Origin of the sequence: Jeongeupia sp. HS-3 (assembly GCF_015140455.1) — a bacterium.
Taxonomy (GTDB): Bacteria; Pseudomonadota; Gammaproteobacteria; order Burkholderiales; family Chitinibacteraceae; genus Jeongeupia.
Window position 1 is genome coordinate 147,791 of the sequence record NZ_AP024094.1, and the last position, 17,714, is coordinate 165,504.

The 17,714-nt window shown below is 62.5% G+C and carries 16 protein-coding genes; 9 read left to right on the forward strand and 7 right to left on the reverse strand.

Features of this window, described 5'->3' with window-relative positions:
* Positions 1-116: 116 nt before the first annotated feature.
* Complete coding sequence (locus JLC71_RS00795; protein ID WP_200916795.1) at positions 117-725, forward strand: peptidylprolyl isomerase; 609 nt, start codon at positions 117-119, stop codon at positions 723-725.
* Between the two features lie 363 nt (positions 726-1,088).
* On the opposite strand, the gene JLC71_RS00800 is transcribed toward JLC71_RS00795, so the two are convergent.
* From JLC71_RS00800 to JLC71_RS00810, 3 genes are all read right to left on the reverse strand, one after another.
* On the reverse strand, positions 1,089-1,574 hold the full coding sequence (locus tag JLC71_RS00800) for a hypothetical protein (RefSeq protein ID WP_200916796.1): 486 nt from the start codon (positions 1,572-1,574) through the stop codon (positions 1,089-1,091).
* Positions 1,575-1,771: 197 nt separating this feature from the next.
* Positions 1,772-2,815 carry a glycosyltransferase family 4 protein gene (locus JLC71_RS00805; RefSeq protein ID WP_200916797.1) on the reverse strand — a complete coding sequence of 348 codons (1,044 nt, stop codon included), beginning with the start codon at positions 2,813-2,815 and terminating at the stop codon, positions 1,772-1,774.
* Positions 2,812-3,681: a UDP-2,3-diacylglucosamine diphosphatase gene (locus tag JLC71_RS00810; RefSeq protein ID WP_236250931.1), complete on the reverse strand. Its 870-nt coding sequence runs from the start codon at positions 3,679-3,681 to the stop codon at positions 2,812-2,814. The genes JLC71_RS00805 and JLC71_RS00810 overlap by 4 nt, the downstream gene beginning before the upstream one ends.
* A 161-nt stretch (positions 3,682-3,842) precedes the next feature.
* Here JLC71_RS00810 and JLC71_RS00815 point away from each other — a divergent pair, with 161 nt between their 5' ends.
* A complete protein-coding gene (locus tag JLC71_RS00815) occupies positions 3,843-4,049 on the forward strand; it encodes a DUF1289 domain-containing protein (protein ID WP_200916798.1) in 207 nt (68 codons plus the stop codon).
* 112 nt (positions 4,050-4,161) lie between these two features.
* Here the strand turns inward: JLC71_RS00815 and JLC71_RS00820 are convergent, their stop codons facing one another.
* Both JLC71_RS00820 and JLC71_RS16580 read right to left on the reverse strand, forming a co-directional pair.
* Positions 4,162-5,673, reverse strand: coding sequence for a methyl-accepting chemotaxis protein (locus JLC71_RS00820; protein WP_200916799.1), 1,512 nt, complete (start codon positions 5,671-5,673; stop codon positions 4,162-4,164).
* 28 nt (positions 5,674-5,701) lie between these two features.
* Positions 5,702-5,836 (reverse strand): hypothetical protein, encoded by a 135-nt coding sequence (locus JLC71_RS16580; protein ID WP_255517311.1) that lies wholly within the window; start codon positions 5,834-5,836, stop codon positions 5,702-5,704.
* A 201-nt stretch (positions 5,837-6,037) separates the two neighbouring features.
* Between JLC71_RS16580 and JLC71_RS00825 the strand changes: the two genes are divergently transcribed.
* The 3 genes from JLC71_RS00825 (at position 6,038) to JLC71_RS00835 (ending at position 11,411) form a co-directional block, all read left to right on the forward strand.
* A complete protein-coding gene (locus JLC71_RS00825; RefSeq protein WP_200916800.1) occupies positions 6,038-8,953 on the forward strand; it encodes an HD domain-containing phosphohydrolase in 2,916 nt (971 codons plus the stop codon).
* A 440-nt stretch (positions 8,954-9,393) separates the two neighbouring features.
* The gene (locus JLC71_RS00830; RefSeq protein ID WP_200916801.1) at positions 9,394-9,573 is read left to right on the forward strand and encodes a hypothetical protein; all 180 of its coding nucleotides are present in this window, start codon (positions 9,394-9,396) and stop codon (positions 9,571-9,573) included.
* Between the two features lie 212 nt (positions 9,574-9,785).
* Positions 9,786-11,411, forward strand: a complete 1,626-nt coding sequence (locus JLC71_RS00835; protein ID WP_200916802.1) for an NAD+ synthase — start codon at positions 9,786-9,788, stop codon at positions 11,409-11,411.
* Positions 11,412-11,465: 54 nt separating this feature from the next.
* On the opposite strand, the gene JLC71_RS00840 is transcribed toward JLC71_RS00835, so the two are convergent.
* On the reverse strand, positions 11,466-12,083 hold the full coding sequence (locus JLC71_RS00840) for a TetR/AcrR family transcriptional regulator (protein ID WP_200916803.1): 618 nt from the start codon (positions 12,081-12,083) through the stop codon (positions 11,466-11,468).
* A 188-nt stretch (positions 12,084-12,271) separates the two neighbouring features.
* Here JLC71_RS00840 and surE point away from each other — a divergent pair, with 188 nt between their 5' ends.
* From surE to JLC71_RS00855, 3 genes are all read left to right on the forward strand, one after another.
* Positions 12,272-13,228: a 5'/3'-nucleotidase SurE gene (gene surE, locus JLC71_RS00845; RefSeq protein ID WP_200916804.1), complete on the forward strand. Its 957-nt coding sequence runs from the start codon at positions 12,272-12,274 to the stop codon at positions 13,226-13,228.
* 10 nt (positions 13,229-13,238) lie between these two features.
* Complete coding sequence (locus JLC71_RS00850) at positions 13,239-13,895, forward strand: hypothetical protein (protein ID WP_200916805.1); 657 nt, start codon at positions 13,239-13,241, stop codon at positions 13,893-13,895.
* Positions 13,896-14,044: 149 nt separating this feature from the next.
* The gene (locus JLC71_RS00855; protein ID WP_200916806.1) at positions 14,045-15,820 is read left to right on the forward strand and encodes a GGDEF domain-containing protein; all 1,776 of its coding nucleotides are present in this window, start codon (positions 14,045-14,047) and stop codon (positions 15,818-15,820) included.
* 24 nt (positions 15,821-15,844) lie between these two features.
* Here the strand turns inward: JLC71_RS00855 and JLC71_RS00860 are convergent, their stop codons facing one another.
* Positions 15,845-16,969, reverse strand: coding sequence for a GGDEF domain-containing response regulator (locus tag JLC71_RS00860; protein ID WP_200916807.1), 1,125 nt, complete (start codon positions 16,967-16,969; stop codon positions 15,845-15,847).
* Between the two features lie 276 nt (positions 16,970-17,245).
* Here JLC71_RS00860 and JLC71_RS00865 point away from each other — a divergent pair, with 276 nt between their 5' ends.
* Positions 17,246-17,677: a Spy/CpxP family protein refolding chaperone gene (locus tag JLC71_RS00865; protein WP_200916809.1), complete on the forward strand. Its 432-nt coding sequence runs from the start codon at positions 17,246-17,248 to the stop codon at positions 17,675-17,677.
* The last annotated feature ends 37 nt before the right edge of the window (positions 17,678-17,714 follow it).

The window sequence follows — 17,714 nt, forward strand, 5'->3', positions numbered from 1 at the left end:
CGCTGCGTCGGCCGGACGTTGTCGCCCGGAGGGCGGCGCGGCAAGCTGCGCCATCGCTACCGGGGTGACATCGGGGGCGCAACGACAGCCCGCCCGATCGGGTGTGGAGGAGAACAATGAAACAGCAGCTGATCGCGGCCGTCCTGGCCGCTGTAGCGTGGGTGAATCCAGCATTGGCGGCACGCGACGTCGGCGTCGTGTACCAGACGACCAAGGGGCCGATCAACATCATCATCCGCCCCGAGTGGAGCCCGCGTGGCGCAGAACGCTTCCTGCAACTGGTCGACGCCGGCCACTTCAACCGCGTGCCGTTCTTCCGTTGCCTCGACGGCTTCCTGTGCCAGTTCGGCTATCCGCAGTCAAAGGCCGCGACGAAACAGTGGTCGGCGATCGCCGACGACCCGAAGCAGCCGGCGCTGCGCCAGTTCAAGCGCGGCTACATCAGCTTCGCCGGAGCCGGCCCGAACACCCGCACCGAGCACCTGTTCATTACGCTGGGCGATAAGGTCGAATCGCTAGGCACCCAGCCGTGGGAAACGCCGATCGGCTATGTGGCGCCGGCGTCGATGCAGCAGACCGTCAGCCGTTTCAACATGAGCTACGGCGATATTCCGCCCTGGGGCAAGGGGCCGGATCCGCAGAAGCTGCAGGGGACGGGGGCGGCCGAGTACTTGAAGCAGAATTTCCCTGCGCTGGAGTACAGTCAGTCGTGCAAGCGGGGATGAAATGCGTAGGTTGGGCTGAATGAAGCCCAACAATGGCAGCGCATGATCAAGCCGTCATGGGATTGGCGCGTTGGGCTTCGTGGCCTCAGCCCAACCTACGGGCTGGCACATTAACGCTGCAAAAAAAAGTAGCAAATGAATATGGCGCATCCCGATCAACCACCGCGCACGGTGGATTGGCTCCGCCGAATGGCCCAAGGCCACCTCGTCCACCCTACAACAGGGTAGGGCGGATTCGGAGCAAAGCGACAATCCGCCATTCAGTGGCATTGATCCGGCGTACCGCGGTGCGGTGAATGCAATAAAGTCCAGCATTAGCAGGGCACGATCAGACTGTTATGGCGCGCGTTGGGCTTCGCTGGGTTAGCACAATTTACGGACTGGATAACTCAAAATCCAAGGGTCGCGACAGCCATGGTCACGATAAAATCGTATGGCTTTCGGGGTTAATTCTTCGGCAACTTTTATTAAAGTGGATGAGTATGATCTACGTGAGGTTGCCTCGTATTTGTACCGTGAATGAGTGAAGACATCTGAAAAATCAACTAAGAAAGTGACAAGTTGTTCATCAAATAATGATTCTTTTACTTCTTTCGGTAGCTGTTCGTACAGGTGGCATAAATTATGAGGTTTCATTCCTTTGGGATTTCTATACTCATATTTTTCATATGCAGAGCCAAGATTTTCAACAGGTTTAACCAAAAAGCTTTTTAGTAGAATTTCAATAGAAAGAGCCGCATTCAGTTCTGCAACTGACAGAAGAGTGTTGTGGTTTTTTAAAACCGTTGCGGCTTGGAGGTATTTGTTGCTTTCTTCTAAGAGCCATGGTGCCAAACTGATATCGGTCAATGTTCAGTCCTAATGAATAAGATGGCCTAACAAATAAAAGGAACTTCCCGTCCCTAGCCTGCGGCGGAAGCCGCAGGCAGTCTACCGATCCAGTCGCAGGGGGAGCGTTTGGGCCTGGAGCAGCGTTGCATTGTGCGCCAGAAGTACAAAGGCCGCGCAGTGAGCGCGGCCTTGATGGGGCGGGTCTGCGATTGGACTTACTTCGCCGCCTGCATACTCAACTGCAACTCCTGCTGCGCCGCCGGGGTGAACGGGTGCAGATGCGAGAGGAATTGCTGGCTGGCGGCGGCCCACGAGAAGCGCTCGGCGAAGCGGCGTACTTCAAGCCGGTCGAGCTTCAGTGCGGCAAGGCAGGCGGCCTGCAGATCGTTGTTGAGCGCGCCGGGGCCGTCGATGCCGATCACGTCGATCGGCCCGGTGACCGGGTAGGCGGCCACGGGGCAGCCGCAGCCCATGGCTTCGAGCAATACCAGCCCGAAGGTGTCGGTGCGGCTGGGGAAGACGAACACATCGGCCGAACTGTAGACCTCGGCTAGTTCGGTCTGGCTCAGCACGCCCAGCCAGTTGACGCCGGCGTACTTGGCTTTCAGCGATGCGGCCGCCGGGCCGTCGCCGCAGACCCATTTCGAGCCGGGCAGATCGAGTTCAAGGAAGGCTTCGACGTTCTTTTCCACCGCCACCCGGCCGACGTAGACGAAGATCGGCCGGCGGGTCTGCAGCTTGTCGCGCGTCACCGGTTTGAACACGTCCAGATCAACGCCGCGCGACCACATCACCGTCTTGGTGAAACCGCGCGCCTTCAGGTCGTCGACCACGACGCGGGTCGGCGCCATCGTGGCCTCGGCGGCGTTGTGGAAATTGGCGAGCCAGCGATACGTCCAGGCGATCGGAATGCCGAAGCGCAGCTGCACGTACTCGGGGAAGCGCGAGTGGTAGGCGGTGGTGAAGGGCAGTGTGTGCCTGATGCAGTATTTGCGTGTGGCCAGACCAAGTGGGCCTTCGGTGGCGATATGGATCGCGTCGGGGCGGAAGGCTTCGATCCGCGCGGCGATCTTGCGACCGGGGCGCCACGACAGGCGGATTTCCGGGTAGGTGGGGCAGGGGAAGGTGGTGAAATCCTGCGGTGTGATCATCTCGACGGTGTGGCCGAGCTTTTCCAGTTCGCGCCGGGTTTGTTTGAGCGTGCGCACCACGCCGTTGACTTGCGGCTCCCAGGCATCGGTAACGATCAGGATATTCATGCGGCGACCTCTTTTTTCAGTGTGAAATCGGTGCTGTTCCTGCCGACCGGTACCGCATGCGGTTCGGGCTGGCTGTCGGGGCGGGCGACGCCAAGGCGCGCGGGTGCGTGTTGTTCGGCATAGAACTTCTGCCAGGTGATGATCTGCAGCTCGCCCGAGTGGGTTTCGACCAGCGCGGTCAGGCTTTCGACCCAGTCGCCGTCGTTACAGTAGAGAACGCCGTCGATCTCGCGCATTTCGGCCTTGTGGATATGGCCGCAGATCACCCCATCGACGCCGCGCGCCTTGGCTTCGGCGGCAACGGCTTCCTCGAACTTGCCGACGAAGTTCACCGCCGTTTTGACCTTGTGCTTGAGGTATTGCGACAGCGACCAGTAGCCAAGCCCCATGCGGGCGCGGGCGCGGTTGAACCAGGAGTTGAGCCGCAGCGTGATGCCGTAGGCGCGATCGCCGACGATGGCCAGCCACTTGGCGCACTGCACCACGCCGTCGAAACGGTCGCCGTGCAGCACCAGAAAGGTTCGGCCGTCGGCGGTGGTGTGGATCACCTCGTCCTCGATGCGGATATCGCCGAACATCAGCCCGAGAAACTGCCTTGCGCCTTCGTCGTGGTTGCCGGGGATATAGGTCACTTGCGTGCCCTTGCGGGCCTTGCGCAGCACCTTCTGGATCACATCGTTGTGGCTCTGCTTCCAGAACCAGCTGCGCTTCAGTGCCCAGCCGTCGATGATGTCTCCGACCAGATAGAGGTGCTCGCACTCGGCGTGCCTGAGGAAATCGAGCAGGTAGTCGGCCTGGCAGCCGGCGGTGCCAAGGTGAACGTCGGAGATCCAGATACTGCGGAAGGCCAGCGGCGTGTCGCTCATGTGCGGGCGTCTCAGCGGTTGCGATTGCGACCCATCGTGAAAGGCAATTGTGACCATGCCGTGACGCGGTGAAGTCAAAGCAATGACATACGCTGAAAGGCAGTCTGCGGCAGCGCCGGCGAGGCTTGCGGCTTGTTGCAAACTCGCGTCAAATCGCGGCCATGACACCGAAAGACCGCCCCGACACCCCCTGCATCGCCATCTGCTCGACCGGCCTTGGCGATGACGTCTGCCGCGGCTGCGGCCGCAGCTTTATCGAGGTCGCTAACTGGGTGTCGATGAGCGAAGCCGAAAAAGAGACCGTGTGGCAGCGGCTGGAAGCCCACTGGGCCGCGCAGGGCTTGCTGCCGCCGTGGTTGAAACGCTGAGGAGGCGACAGCGACCAAGTGTTCAGCATTGGTGTGTTCTTGGTCGCTAGAGGCGGTGGTTTACGCTGCAGACGGCTCGGAGCCGCTGTCGCAGCGGCATCCGCTGCCGGTGTTAAACCCGGAAACGCCCCACATTGCTGCGAACGCTGCCGGCGATGCCTTCGAGGTCGCTCGCCAGGGTGGCGGTTTCGGCGGTGATGCTGTCGCCCTGGTGGGCGGCCGTCACCAGCGATTGCAGCTCGGCTTCGATCCGGCCGCTTTCCCTGGCCTGTTGCTGCAGCTCGCGGCTCATTGCGGTGACGAGGCTGGCCGAATCGTGCACGGCAGTGTTGATTTCGCGGATGGCGCTGCCGGCCTGCTGCGCGAGGCTCTGGCCGTTCGCCACCCGTTTCAGCGCCGTTTGCATGTCTTCGAGTGCCGCGCTCTTGCTAGCCTGCATTTGCTCGATCATCACATTGATCTCACCGGTGGCCGAGGTGGTGCGCTCGGCCAGCTTGCGCACTTCGTCGGCCACCACGGCGAAACCGCGGCCCTGTTCGCCGGCGCGCGCGGCTTCGATCGCCGCGTTCAGCGCCAGCAGATTGGTCTGGTCGGCGATGTCCTTGATCACGCCGACGATGCCGCCGATCTGGCCGGTCTGCTCGACCAGGGTTTCGACCTGTCCGGCGGTGTGGTCGAGCTGGCTGGCGATGACCTGCATTTCGGCCACCGAATCGCCGATCACCCGGCCGCCTTCGCTGGCGAGCTCGCTGGAGCGGCCGGCGAGCACGGCGGAACGGTCGGCGTTTTCGGCCAGCGCCGCCGCCATCTGGCTCAAACGCTGCATATCGACCGCGAGCGCGCTGACCAGTCGCACCCGGCCGGCCGAGTTGGTGGCCGATTCGCCGGCCAGGCGCGATAGCGCGCCACAGTCCTGGTCGATGCGATGGCTGAGCACCACGACCTCGCGGATCAGCGCGGCGAGCTGGTCCTGCATATTGTGGACCGAGTGCGCGAGGTGGATGCCGCCGAGTCGTTCATCCATGCGCGAGACCAGATCGCCCTGACTGATCAATTCGGAGTGCGCGGCGACGGCGTAGCCGGCGCGTTGATCCAGCGCCATCCGCTGCGCCAGCAGGCACAGCACCGCGGTTTCGGCGACGACGAAGGCGGCGTGCACCACCACCAGCCACAGCGAAAACTGGCCGGCCGGAAAGGCAAATACCGGCATCTGCGCCGCCTGCATAAAGCTGACCGCAACATGGTGAACGGCGATCAGCGCGGCGGCGAACACGATAGGGCGCCAGTCGCGGTAATACAGCAGGAACGCCAGCAGGCAAAAAATCGAAAAGTGGAACTCCAGCATGCCGCGGCTCTGATGAATTTGCAGCGCGGCGAACGCCATCAGCGCCGCCGCGTTGGCCAGGCGCACCAGCAGCCCGCCGGGCTGGGCGCGGTAGAGCAGCCACGGCACCAGCAGCGCCGGAAGCCCGATCGCCAGCGCCGACGGCCAGCTGTCGTGCCACGAGGCGAGCCCGAGCGAAATGACGAACAGGCCGGCCAGTACGTAAAGCAGCATGCGGTCGGCTTGACGGGCGGCCTGCTGCAAGAGGCCGGAAATCGATGTGAGGGGTGCCGAGGGCATCAGGTATTCCAGTAAACGGTAGAGAAAGTCAGCGGCAGAGGAAAGCGCGGACGGCGTCATCCCACGCCAGCCAGCCTAGTGCCAGCACGAGGTAGGTGAGCCAGCCGGCGAAAACGACAATGGGCCAGCGGGCTTGGCGGAGCGGCAGGTGAGGGATATTCATATTGCGTGCCTAGCGCGGTCACATTAGGTGTCGATTATACCGACCGGCCTGTCGTTTCACCGAAGCCCATGCTGGGTGATCGGCGCATGGCCTGTGACCCATGGTTCAGCCGCTCTTTTTTGCCGCTACGGTGGGCCTAGCCAAGCCCGGATAGCCACGGTGAACTAAGCTTTAAGCCAAGTTGTCGGGAGCCTTGCCGTCATGTCAAAAAACCACGCCGCACCGAAGCGGCGGCGCAGTTATCCGCTGCATCTGCACGTTGCCTATCTTTTTGTCGCGCTGATCACCTGCTACGCGCTGGTGAATACCTATTTTCAGTACCGCAGCACCCGGCAGATGCTGCTGGCGGCGACCGAGAGCCTGTTCAACCAGATCGGCTCGCAAACGGTACGCACGGTCGAGGGTATTTACGCGCCGGCGCTGACGGTGGTCGACCTGCTGGCGCAGCAACATCTGATGTATGCCTTCGATCTGGACGAGCGCCTCGAAAGCCTCGCCTACCTGACCGAAGCGCTGCGGAGCCAGCCCAGCCTGTCGGCGATCTACATCGGCTACGAGAACGGTGACTTCTTCCTCGTTCGCAAGCTGACCGGTGCGCCGCTATTCGGCGCGGCGCAACCGCTGCCGCCGGGAACGGCCTTCCTGGTGCAGAGCCTTGTCGACGGCGACGGCGCTTTCCTCTACTACCGCAACGACCTGAGCCTGATCGAAAAACGCTTCGCGCCCGGCTACCGCTTCGATGCGCGCACCCGGCCGTGGTACATCGGCGCGATCGGCAAACCGGCACACCAGATCAGTGATCCCTATCTGTTTTTCACCACCCGCGAGATCGGCACGACCTTGTCGCGGCGTACCGCCAACGGGCGCAGCGTGGTCGGCGCCGACATCACGCTGGCGGCGCTTGATACGGTGCTCGTCAAGGAAAAGATGACGCCCAATGCCGCGCTGGGCATCGTCGATGGTGCGGGTAACGTGATTGCCGCCTCGGACGGCGCGACCTTGATGCGCGAGGCTGGCGACAGCAAGATCAGGCAGGCACGGATTGGCGAGCTGAAGCGGCCGGTGCTCGAGCGTCTGCTCGACCGCACTTTCGAGATGGGCAACGCCAAGACACTGAGCGTGGCGGGGCAGGACTGGTTGGGCTTTGCCGCGCCGATTCCGCTGCGCGGCGGCAGTGCGCTGTTCCTTGCCGTCGCGGCGCCGCAGGATGAGCTGCTGATCGAGGCGCAACGTCTGCGCATGCGTTCGCTGTTCCTCGCCGGCGCCATTTTGTTGGTCGCCGCACTGGCGGCCTATCTGATTTCCAGGCTGGCATCGCGGCCGCTGAAGGCGCTGACGGAAGAGGCGCAGCAGATCCGGGCGATGCGCTTCGGCAAGCCGGTGCAAATCAGCTCGTTCATCACAGAGATCGATGAGCTGGCCGAGGCGATGGCGCTGATGAAGTCGACCATCCGCAATTTCCTTGATATTGGCGAAGCAATGGCGGCCGAGCGCCGCTTCGAGCCCTTGCTGGCGCGCATCCTCGAGGAAACGACCCAGATCGCGCAGGCCAAGGGCGGGGTGATTTATCTCGCCGACGAGACGGGCGGGCTGGTGCCGGCGCAGGCGCGGCTGGACGACGTGGCGCTGGCCGATCCGCGCACGCTGCCCATCCTGAATTCGGAAGGTGACAACGTCCATCCGGCGGTGATTGCGATGGCCGGAGCAACCACGCTTGAATCGCTGCTGGCACCGGCGCTGAACGACTGGTACGGCGCCTTCGGACATTTCGACAAACCGCTGACGACGATCTCGATTCCGCTGAAAAACCGTCAGGACGAACTCGTCGGCGTGGTCTTCCTGCTGCAGGACGAAAAAGTGCTGCGTTACGGCGTCGGCCAGGAGTTGATTACGCTGGTCGAGGCGCTGTCGGGCACGGCGGCGGTGACCATCGAAACGCAGCGGCTGATTCTGGAGCAGAAAAAGCTGCTGGAGTCGTTCATCCAGCTCGTCGCCGGCGCCATCGATGCCAAGAGCCCGTATACCGGTGGCCATTGCCAGCGCGTGCCCGAGCTGACCAAGATGTTGGCGCGCGCCGCCTGCAATGAGCAGAGCGGCCCGTTTGCCGATTTCGCCTTGTCCGAGGACGAATGGGAAGAACTGCATATCGCCGCGTGGCTGCACGACTGCGGCAAGGTCACCACGCCCGAGTACGTGGTCGACAAGGCGACCAAGCTGGAAACCATTTACGACCGTATCCACGAAATCCGCATGCGTTTCGAGGTGCTCAAGCGCGATGCCGAGATCGCCACGCTCAAGGCGATCGCCGCCGGTGGCGATGCGACGGTGCTCAACGACGAACTGCAGCGCCAGCTGGCCGAGCTCGACGATGATTTTGCCTTTGTCGCCTCATGTAATCAGGGCGGGGAGTTCATGGCGCCGGAGCGTATCGATCGCCTCAAAACCATCGCCACGCGCAACTGGCTGCGCACGCTGGACGACCGGCTCGGCATCTCGCATGACGAGCTGCTGCGCAAGGGCGATGTACCGGTCGCGCTGCCGGTGCGCGAACGACTGCTGGCCGACAAGTCCGAACACCTCTTCCCGCGCAGTCCCCGCGATGCGCTGCCCGAAGGCTACGGCTTCAAGATGACCGTACCAGAGCTGCTGTACAACCGCGGCGAGCTGCACAATCTGGCGATCGGCCGAGGCACGCTCTCGGACGAAGACCGCTACAAGATCAACGAGCACATCGTCCAGACCATCGTGATGCTGGAAAAACTGCCGTTTCCACGCCACCTGAAACGCGTGCCCGAGATCGCCGGTGGTCATCACGAAAAAATGGACGGCAACGGTTATCCGAAACGACTGAAGCACGACGAGATGAGCGATACCGCGAGGATGATGGCGATCGCCGATATTTTCGAAGCGCTGACCGCGGTTGATCGGCCGTACAAGAAGGGCAAGACCTTGTCGCAGTCGATCGCGATCATGAGCAAGATGCGCGACGACGCGCACATCGACCCGGTGCTGTTCGCGTTGTTTCTCAGAAGCGGCGTCTACCTTGAATACGCGCGGCGCTACCTGCGGCCCGAGCAGATCGACGAGGTCGATATCGCCAGGGCGCTGGCGAATTAGGCGTTGTGCTGCACGTCGACGTGTATCGAGGCTGAGACCGTGCTTCGATCCGGTTTCCTTAATAAAAACAAACAGCTATCCAGACTCTTCAGCCCCGGGTAACAGGCTGGCGGCGATCGGCGGCGGCAAGGCTGAGACGGTTTCAATACCAGTACGGCCTTCCTAGCTGGCCTGAATCTGGTTTATTCCAACAAAAACAAACAGTTGTGCTTTGTGGAACATGCCTTGCTGGATCAGCAAAACAAGGTTGTTCGCCGAGCGCTTGTTTAGAGTGTTCAGGCAACACGTTCAGGATGGGCTGGGCCGGCGGGGCTGTTTCCTTGCAGGATTTCCTGGCGTCATCCGCTCCTTATCAAAGGATCGTGACCATGAACACACACTGGCTGTCTTTACCCGCCATCCCTGGTGCAAGCCGACCTGCACCGACGAGGTCGGCGCCAATGAGTAACGCCACTGTCATCGCTCTGATGGTTGGTGACGGACTTGCAGCCGCGCTACTTGATCCGCTCTTCGCCGCCGGCTACCGCATCAGCGGTAGCGCCGATCCCCGCTTTTACATACTCGACAACGCCGGCAGCCCGAACGGCGAAGGCCGGCCGGCAGGGCGGGCCGCCGCATGAGCGCCATCTAGCCGTTAGGCCGCTGCATCCCGGCATTCGCCCCGTGCACGTTCTGCCGCGATTTACCGCCTCCCGTTCGACTAGATCACCGCCGGCCTAGTGCTGTGCGCCGCTTTGGCCAATCCGCTGCCGGTCCGCTTGACGATCTTGGCAAGGCGCTCGGCGGCGCGGTGTCGTAAAATGCCGGCTTGTCCCATCGCGGCACCCGCCTAATGAAAATCGCCCTTGCCCAGCTCAATCCCAAGGTCGGCGATATCGCCGGCAACCTTGACCTGATCCTTGCCGCCGCGCGCGATGCGCGTGAGGCCGGCGCCGATGTGCTGGTGACGCCCGAACTGGCGCTGACCGGCTACCCGCCCGAAGACCTGCTGCTGCGGCCGAGCTTCCTCGCCGACTGCGCCAAGGCCATCGGCCGCTTGATCGACGAAGTCGACGGCATCACCCTGGTCGTCGGCCACCCGCGCGCCTCGGGCGACGAACGCTACAACACCGCGACGGTGATCCGCGACGGCAATGTGCTCGGCCGCTACGAGAAGATGCTGCTGCCGAATGACGAAGTCTTCGACGAAGTGCGCTACTTCACCCCGGGCGCGGTGCCGCTGGTGTTCGATCAACCCAACGCCGACGGCGACCATCGCATCGGCGTGGTGATCTGCGAAGACGTCTGGGATATCGAACCGGCCGCCGCCGCGCGCGACGAAGGCGCCGAGCTCTTGCTGGTGCTGAACGCCTCGCCCTATCACAAGGCCAAGCAGGACAAGCGCCACGAGGTGGTGCGCCAGCGGGTGGAGGAAAATGGCATCCCGGCGGTTTACGTCAATATGGTTGGTGGTCAGGACGAGCTGGTATTTGATGGCCATTCGTTCGCGATGAACCGCGCCGGCGATGTCGTCGTCCAGGCCGCGCCGTTCGCCACTACGCTCGCCTATGCCGATTACCTTGAGGGCGACCTGCAGCTCGGCGATGTCGAGCCCGAGTGCAGCGAGGAAGAAAGCGTCTACAAGGCGCTGGTCACCGGCGTGCGCGACTACATCGGCAAGAACGGTTTCCCCGGCGTGCTGCTCGGCCTGTCGGGCGGCATCGATTCGGCGCTGACCTTGGCGATCGCCGTCGATGCGCTCGGCGCCGACAAGGTGCACGCGGTGATGATGCCGTCGCGCTATACCGCCGATATCTCGGTCGATGATTCGCGCGACATGATCAAGCGGCTCGGCTGCCAGTATTCGGAAATCGAAATCTGGCCGGTGTACGAAGCCTTCATGGCCGGCTTGGCGGGCGAGTTCGCCGGCACCTCGGCCGATACCACCGAAGAGAATCTGCAGGCGCGCATCCGCGGTACGCTGTTGATGGCGCTGTCGAACAAGGGCGGCAAGCTGGTGCTGACGACCGGCAACAAGAGCGAAATGACCACCGGCTACGCCACGCTGTACGGTGACATGGCCGGCGGTTTCGCGGTGCTCAAGGATGTGGCCAAGACGCTGGTGTACCGGCTGTCGAGCTGGCGCAATTGCACCGACGTGTTCGCGCTGGCCGATGTGATCCCCGAGCGCATCATCACCCGGCCGCCGAGTGCCGAATTGCGCCCCGACCAGAAGGATCAGGATTCGCTGCCCGAATACGAAGTGCTCGACGCGATCCTCGAGGCCTATGTCGAGCGCAACCTCAGCCGCGCCGAAATCGTCGCGCAGGGTTTTGTCGAAGCCGACGTCGACCGCGTGGTGCGGCTGTTGCGGATCAACGAATACAAGCGCCGCCAGGCGCCGGTCGGCCCGCGCATCACCCATCGCAGCTTCGGCAAGGACTGGCGCATGCCGATCACCAACGGTTACCGCGACTAAAGCGGCAAGCAAAAACGGCGCCATCGGCGCCGTTTTGCATTCAGTGTCGGGCTATTACGCGGATTCGGTTTCCAGAACCGGCCGCGCCGCGAATGCGCCGAAGTGTTCGACGAAGCTGGTGGGTTGTTCAACCAGCGCCAGTATCCAGCGCAGTGCCGCACGCAGATTGTCGACGTCGAAGTCGGCGTTGAAGCGGTGCAGCGCTGCGCCATGAAGCAGAAAGCGCAATGCCAGCGTTTGCGGATCGCTCGGCATCTTGGCATCAAGGCCGAACAGCCGTGGTAGCACGCTATCGAAAATCGGCCCGACGCCGTCATACAGTTTGGCGTCGCCGCGCGCGGCCATCCAGATTTGCAGTAGCGCGACGCTGGTGCTGTGTTCCGGGTAGGCCAGCGTGCTGTGCAGCATCAGGTGCACGCGCTCAAGCGGCGTTAGCGGCCCGAGCGCGATGAAGCGTGCTTCTTCGGCGGCGACCAGCCTTTCGACGACGACCGGCAAGAGGTCGTAGCGACCGCTCGGGAAATGGTGACGCAGCGCACCGCGGCTGACGCCGGCGCGCTCGCAAATGCGCGTTTCACTGAGTCGGGCATAACCTAATTCATCAAGCAGCGAGATGGTCGCGTCGATCAGCCGGGTTTGCGTTGCGCTGGAACGTTCGATTTGAGTAGCCATAGGCGGCGATTTTAGCCGATTGGTCTCATTGCTGACTTAGGGTTAGTACCAATATCGGCATGCCATTTGCAATAAATTGAGGGGCGACTTTTCCCTGCTTGCTTTCAAGCTTACACGTCATCAAGCGGACATACAGAAATGTTTTTATATCGCGCTCCGACACAAAACTTAGCCAGACAGGGAACGAGATGAAACTCCGCCATTTGACCGCCGCACTGGCGGCATTCGGGCTGGCCACACCGGCCTTCGCGCTGAATATTTTAGTATCGAACGATGACGGCTTTGCCGCCGCCAACGTGCGTGCGCTGTACACGAAGCTCAAGGCCGCCGGCCACGACGTGGTCGTCGCCGCGCCGTGCCAGGATCAAAGCGGCAAGGGCGCGGCGGTCAACTTCCTGTTGCCGCTGACGCCGCTTGCCAAAGACTGTCGCGGTGGCACGGTCAAGGCCGGTTCGGCCGCGGTCGGCGCCGATCCGGGCATCGCCGACATCAACTACGTCGATGGCACGCCGGTAATGGCAACGATGTACGGGCTCGACGTGCTGGCGCCCGCGCGCTGGGGCAAGGCGCCGGATCTGCTGATCTCCGGCCCGAACGAAGGCCAGAACCTTGGCGCTATCGTCAATTCGTCGGGCACCGTCAGCAACGCCATTTTTGCCGCCAGCCGTGGCATCCCGGCGATCGCGGTCAGCGGTGATGCCAATACCAAGGACAATGCCGCGCTGGCCGTCGAAGCCGCCGATCTGACGGTCAAGTTCGTTAACGCCTTGCTCGCCAAGCGCGGCAGCGGCCCGATCATGCCGGCCGGTACCGCGATCAACGTCAATCTGCCCAAGTTCGACGCCGGCGGCAGCGCCAAAGTGCAGTGGGTGTTCAGCCGCTTCGGCAGCTATACCGCGATGACGCCGAAGTTCGTCGCTGATTTGTCCAAAGACCCGGTCGCATCGGGCTATGGCGTCAAGTATCCGTATCCAGGGGTGACGTTCACGCTGAACAACACGCCGACGGCAGCCGATGCCGGCAGCGAATCGGCGCTGAACGCCAAGGGTTTTGCGACGGTGACGACGATGCAGGTCGGCTTTGAAGCCCGACCGCAGGCGCAGCAGTGGTTGCGTTTGCGGCTTAAAAACCTGCTGACACAATAAGGGGATGGCGATGACGCAGTTTCAATCTGCAGCGCCACTGGTTCTGGCGCTGTTGCTGGCCGCTTGTGGTGGCAGTGATGGTGGCGAGGCCAGTGCCCCGGTTGCCGCGGCGGCCAAGGTCAGCGTCGATGCCTTGCCGGCCGGTAGTTATACGGTCAGCAGCGGCGATGATGGGCAGCCGGGCGTCGGCCAGTATTACGCAGGCAGCGACGGTAGCCGGCTGATGGTGGTTAACGATGATGACGAAGGCGCGCGTACTTTATATAAGCAAAGCGCCAGCGGCGTATGGAGCGCGGTGCCACCGGCCAAGACCGATGTCACCCTGCACTTGAGCGGCTACGAGCCGCGCGCTAGCCCGCTTGCCGAGGCGGCCCAGCTGGCCGGCAATTACACGGTGCCGCTGGCTGCGGGCGGGGTGGCGATGTTTGCCTTGTCGGCACAGGGGGCGATTGCTGCGATGGGTAGTGGCTGCCAGATCAGCGGCCAGACCGGTGCGAGCAAGCTGCCGGGGGCGCTGGCGGTGAGCCTGAAGTTCGCCGGCTGCAACGGCTTGCCGAGCAGCGCCAGCGGTGTGCTGCTGGCCGATCCGGACTACGCACCGGCGAAGCTGCGCCTGCTGGTTGACGACGGCAGCGTCGTCGCCGATCTGTGGGCCTACGTGGGCTGATGATCGATGCCGGGCGGCTGGCACTGTCGCCCGGTGTGTAGATATTTGCAAACCGGCCAGGCGGTAAAACGCGCGCGAATATGAACTTGTCATCGTTTCGTAATGGCCCAGTCCTAGACTGGGTCGACCTTTTTCGAGTAGAACTTACTATGTCCAACGGTCGCGATATCCTGCGCGGTGATCTCGAGCAGATCATTGCCCAGGGGCGCCTCAATGCCCTGTTCCAGCCGATTGCATCGATGCGTGACGGCGAGGCATTCGGCTACGAAGGCCTGGTTCGCGGCCCGTCGACGAGTTTTCTGCATTCACCGATCAACCTATTTCGGGTGGCCGAAGAATGCGGGCTGCTGGCGCAGCTGGATTTCGCCTGCCGCCGGACCATCGTCAGTGCCTTTGTGCGCGAACGACTGCCCGGCAAACTGTTCCTGAATGTGTGTCCGGCAACGTTGATTCATCCGGATTTTCGCCCCGGCGCGACGCTGGAAATCCTCCGCGAAGTTGGCCTGTCGCCGCAGCGGGTGGTGATCGAACTGACCGAAACCCAGCCGACACACGATTACGATCTACTCAAGGAAGCGCTGCTGCACTACCGCGAGATGGGCTTTCGTATCGCCATCGACGATCTGGGCGAAGGGTTTTCGGGCTTGCGGCTGTGGTCCGAGCTCAAGCCCGAGTACGTCAAGATCGACAAATACTTCATCCAGGGGCTGACGCAGGATGCGCAAAAGCGCCAGTTCGTCCGCTCGATTCACCACATCGCGCTCAATACCGGCACCCGTGTCGTCGCCGAGGGCATCGAAACACCCGAAGAACTCGATGTGGTTCGCCGTATTGGTATTTCGCTGGCTCAGGGATATCTGATCGGCCGGCCACTGACGAGCCCGCCGCATCGGCTGGCGCTGGAGTTCGATGGCGTCGAGCGCCCACAGCTGGGGAGTAGCCGTCAGGGCAATGCCGGTGATCTGCTGGTCGATGTGCCCAAGGTTTCGCCGGACGAGCCGGCCAAGGCGATCTACCGGCGCTTTGCCGACGACGCAACGCTGTATGCGCTGCCGGTGGTCGATGGCATCCGCCCGGTTGGCCTGCTCAAGCGCCACGAAGTGCTCGAACTGTTTGCGCGGCCGTTTACGCCCGAGTTGTTCGGTAACCGGCCGTGCAGCGTGCTGATGGATCGCAGCCCGTTGATCGTCGAGGCGTCGACCAGCCTGCAGGAGCTGTCCCAGCTGGTCACTGCGGCCGAACGGCGCTATCTGGCCGATGGCTTCATCATCACTTCGCAAGCGCATTATCTGGGGATGGGTACCGGTCATGACCTGATGCGGGCGATGACCGAGTTGCAGGTACGCGCGGCGCGGCATGCCAATCCGCTGACCCTGCTGCCCGGCAATGTGCCTATCCAGGAGCGGATCGAGCGCTGGCTGGAGGAGCGGCACCCGTTCACCGTCGCGTATTTCGATCTCGACAATTTCAAACCGTACAACGATGTATATGGCTACGTGCGTGGTGATGCGCTGATCCAGCTTTGTGGTGAAACGCTACTGACGTGTGCCGATCCGGTTCGCGATTTCGTCGGCCATATCGGCGGCGACGACTTCATGGTGCTGTTCCGTTCGGACGATGCGCAAGCCCGCTGCCAGAGCGCCTTGATGCAGTTCGAACAATCGCTGCTGCAACACTTTTCACCCGAACATCTGGCGACACGCGGCTACAGCGCCGCTGATCGGCGTGGCGTGATGCAGCGCTATCCCCTGGTCAGTCTGTCGGCGGGGCTGGTCGATGTGGTGCCCGGCGAATTCGCCAGCCACCATGAGGTGGCGTCTGCGGCGGCCAGCGCCAAATCACTGGCCAAGCGCGAGCCCGGCTCGACACTGTTCATTGAGCGCCGTGTCGGCCCGCACGCGCAACCGTGGTCGGTTGCCGCCTGATCCTTCCGTTTTTCTTCGCGTTGTTCAAACAGTCTGGCCGCGAGCCTGGTCGGCGTAGATGGTTTCCAGCAAGGCATCGGTGCCAAGTTCCTGGCTGGCAAAGCGCAGCAGCGGAGCCAGCTGCGCGAGCAACGCCGGTAGATGCATCCGGACGCTGTCGTGCTCGCCGTGCGCCAGCTTTTGCACCGCTTCGGCCAGCGTCGGCGCAAGCGGCGCTTGCACTCGCCGTGGCGGTGGAATCACCCGGTTTTCGCCCGGCACATTGTCGAGCCGCATCGAGGCGGTATCGAACAGAAGCTGCGCCGCAAAGCTGTCGTCGTGCAGGGTATTGGCGATCGCCAGACTCGCGGTCAGGCTCAGTTGCTCGCCGCGAAAATTCATTCTTGCCGCGCTGATCGTCTGACGTAGCCGGTCGGCAAGGATCTGCGCCTGATCCAGCGTCGTCCCCGGCGACAGCACGGCAAAGCGGCCCCCTTCCAGATGCGCGAGCGTATCTTCGCGCCGCAGTTTGGCGCTCAGATGCTTGGTGAAAATCCCCAGCAGCTGTTCGGCCAGGCGCTCGCCGATATGGCTGGCGAGGGCGTCAAAACGATCGAGCTGCAACAGCAGCAGCGAGGTTTCAGTGCGGTGGCGCTGGGAATAGGCCAGCGCTTGCTCGATCTGCAGTGCCAACAGGTGCGGGCTGCCGGCGCCGGTAGTGTCGTGCGTGGTGGTCTGCGCCTGTTGCACCTTGGCCGCTTCCAGCGCCCGCTGGCGATCGGCCAGTTCGATATTGGCGTGAATCCGGGCGAGCATTTCGCTGCGGTCGGTCGATTTGGTGATGAAGTCGTTGGCACCGTGGGCGACGCATTTCTCCCGCGTGGCTTCGTCTTCCTCGCCGGAGATGATGATGACCGGCAATTGCGCCAGGCGCGGCTGGCCGCAGGCGCGCAGCCGATCCAGCAGGCCGAGGCCGTCGAGCTCGGGCATCGATAGATCCGAAATCAGCAGCCGGATTGTTTCATCCGCTTGCACCCGCTGCCAGCCTGCCTCGCCATCGCTTTCCTCGATGACGTCATACACGTCGGCCAGGTGTTTTTTAACCGTGGCGCGAACGATGCGCGAATCGTCAACGATCAACAGGCGGGGAAGGGGGGAAACAGACGACATGGTAAACCTCGTTCTTACAGGCTGGCCGTCAGCCTAGCACAGCGTTGTGTCTCGTTGCGGTGCCGATTGCATGCCGGCCGGCTTGCCGCGGCATTTGCTGCATGGGGGCCACAGCGGCATCGGTGCGGACGCGTTTTTTCGGTGGGCACGGCCAGGACGGCAAGCACACAATGCTTGTTATTGTTGTGTAAATAAACCACTTGGTGGCGCTGCGGGCTTGGCAAAGAATGGTGCCATCGCGGCTAGCCCGCCTTCCTCACCCGCAAGGCAATCACGATGAAACTGATCAAGTCCCTTCTATTGGCCACCGCCATCCTGCTGCCGGCATCGGCCGTTTTCGCTGAGACCGCGACGGCGCCAACCGTCGCCGATACCGCAGCGGCACCGGCCGAAAAGAGCACGCTGGCGACCGAGCTCAAGCTGAGCAAGGATCAGCAGCAAAAAATCGAGGCGATCAAGAAGGACGAGAAAAAGCAGATCGAGGCGGTCGATACCAGCAAGATAGAACCGGGCGTATTTCGCGACATGATCAAATCCGGCAAGTGGGACGAGGCGCGTGCCAAGCGACGGATTCAGGCGGTCGGTGATGCCGACAATCAGGTCACCTATATCCGCGTCAAGGCGCTGTTCGATGCGAGCCAGGTGCTGACCACCGAGCAGAAACAGCACTTCGTGCAGTTGTACAAGAAGGAACTCGCAGCGGATTGAGCGCAGCCTCCCTGCTGCGGTTGACCGGCGGCATGGC

Excerpts from the sequence above, each read along its gene's own strand:
- JLC71_RS00865 (WP_200916809.1), top strand. The coding sequence starts at position 17,246 with ATGAAACTGATCAAGTCCCTTCTATTGGCCACCGCCATCCTGCTGCCG.
- JLC71_RS00815 (WP_200916798.1), top strand. The coding sequence starts at position 3,843 with ATGACACCGAAAGACCGCCCCGACACCCCCTGCATCGCCATCTGCTCG.
- JLC71_RS00795 (WP_200916795.1), top strand. The coding sequence starts at position 117 with ATGAAACAGCAGCTGATCGCGGCCGTCCTGGCCGCTGTAGCGTGGGTG.
- JLC71_RS00850 (WP_200916805.1), top strand. The coding sequence starts at position 13,239 with ATGACGCAGTTTCAATCTGCAGCGCCACTGGTTCTGGCGCTGTTGCTG.
- JLC71_RS16580 (WP_255517311.1), bottom strand. The coding sequence starts at position 5,836 with ATGAATATCCCTCACCTGCCGCTCCGCCAAGCCCGCTGGCCCATTGTC.
- JLC71_RS00830 (WP_200916801.1), top strand. The coding sequence starts at position 9,394 with ATGAGTAACGCCACTGTCATCGCTCTGATGGTTGGTGACGGACTTGCA.
- JLC71_RS00805 (WP_200916797.1), bottom strand. The coding sequence starts at position 2,815 with ATGAATATCCTGATCGTTACCGATGCCTGGGAGCCGCAAGTCAACGGC.
- JLC71_RS00835 (WP_200916802.1), top strand. The coding sequence starts at position 9,786 with ATGAAAATCGCCCTTGCCCAGCTCAATCCCAAGGTCGGCGATATCGCC.
- JLC71_RS00825 (WP_200916800.1), top strand. The coding sequence starts at position 6,038 with ATGTCAAAAAACCACGCCGCACCGAAGCGGCGGCGCAGTTATCCGCTG.
- JLC71_RS00860 (WP_200916807.1), bottom strand. The coding sequence starts at position 16,969 with ATGTCGTCTGTTTCCCCCCTTCCCCGCCTGTTGATCGTTGACGATTCG.
- JLC71_RS00820 (WP_200916799.1), bottom strand. The coding sequence starts at position 5,673 with ATGCCCTCGGCACCCCTCACATCGATTTCCGGCCTCTTGCAGCAGGCC.
- JLC71_RS00855 (WP_200916806.1), top strand. The coding sequence starts at position 14,045 with ATGTCCAACGGTCGCGATATCCTGCGCGGTGATCTCGAGCAGATCATT.
- JLC71_RS00810 (WP_236250931.1), bottom strand. The coding sequence starts at position 3,681 with ATGAGCGACACGCCGCTGGCCTTCCGCAGTATCTGGATCTCCGACGTT.
- JLC71_RS00840 (WP_200916803.1), bottom strand. The coding sequence starts at position 12,083 with ATGGCTACTCAAATCGAACGTTCCAGCGCAACGCAAACCCGGCTGATC.
- surE (WP_200916804.1), top strand. The coding sequence starts at position 12,272 with ATGAAACTCCGCCATTTGACCGCCGCACTGGCGGCATTCGGGCTGGCC.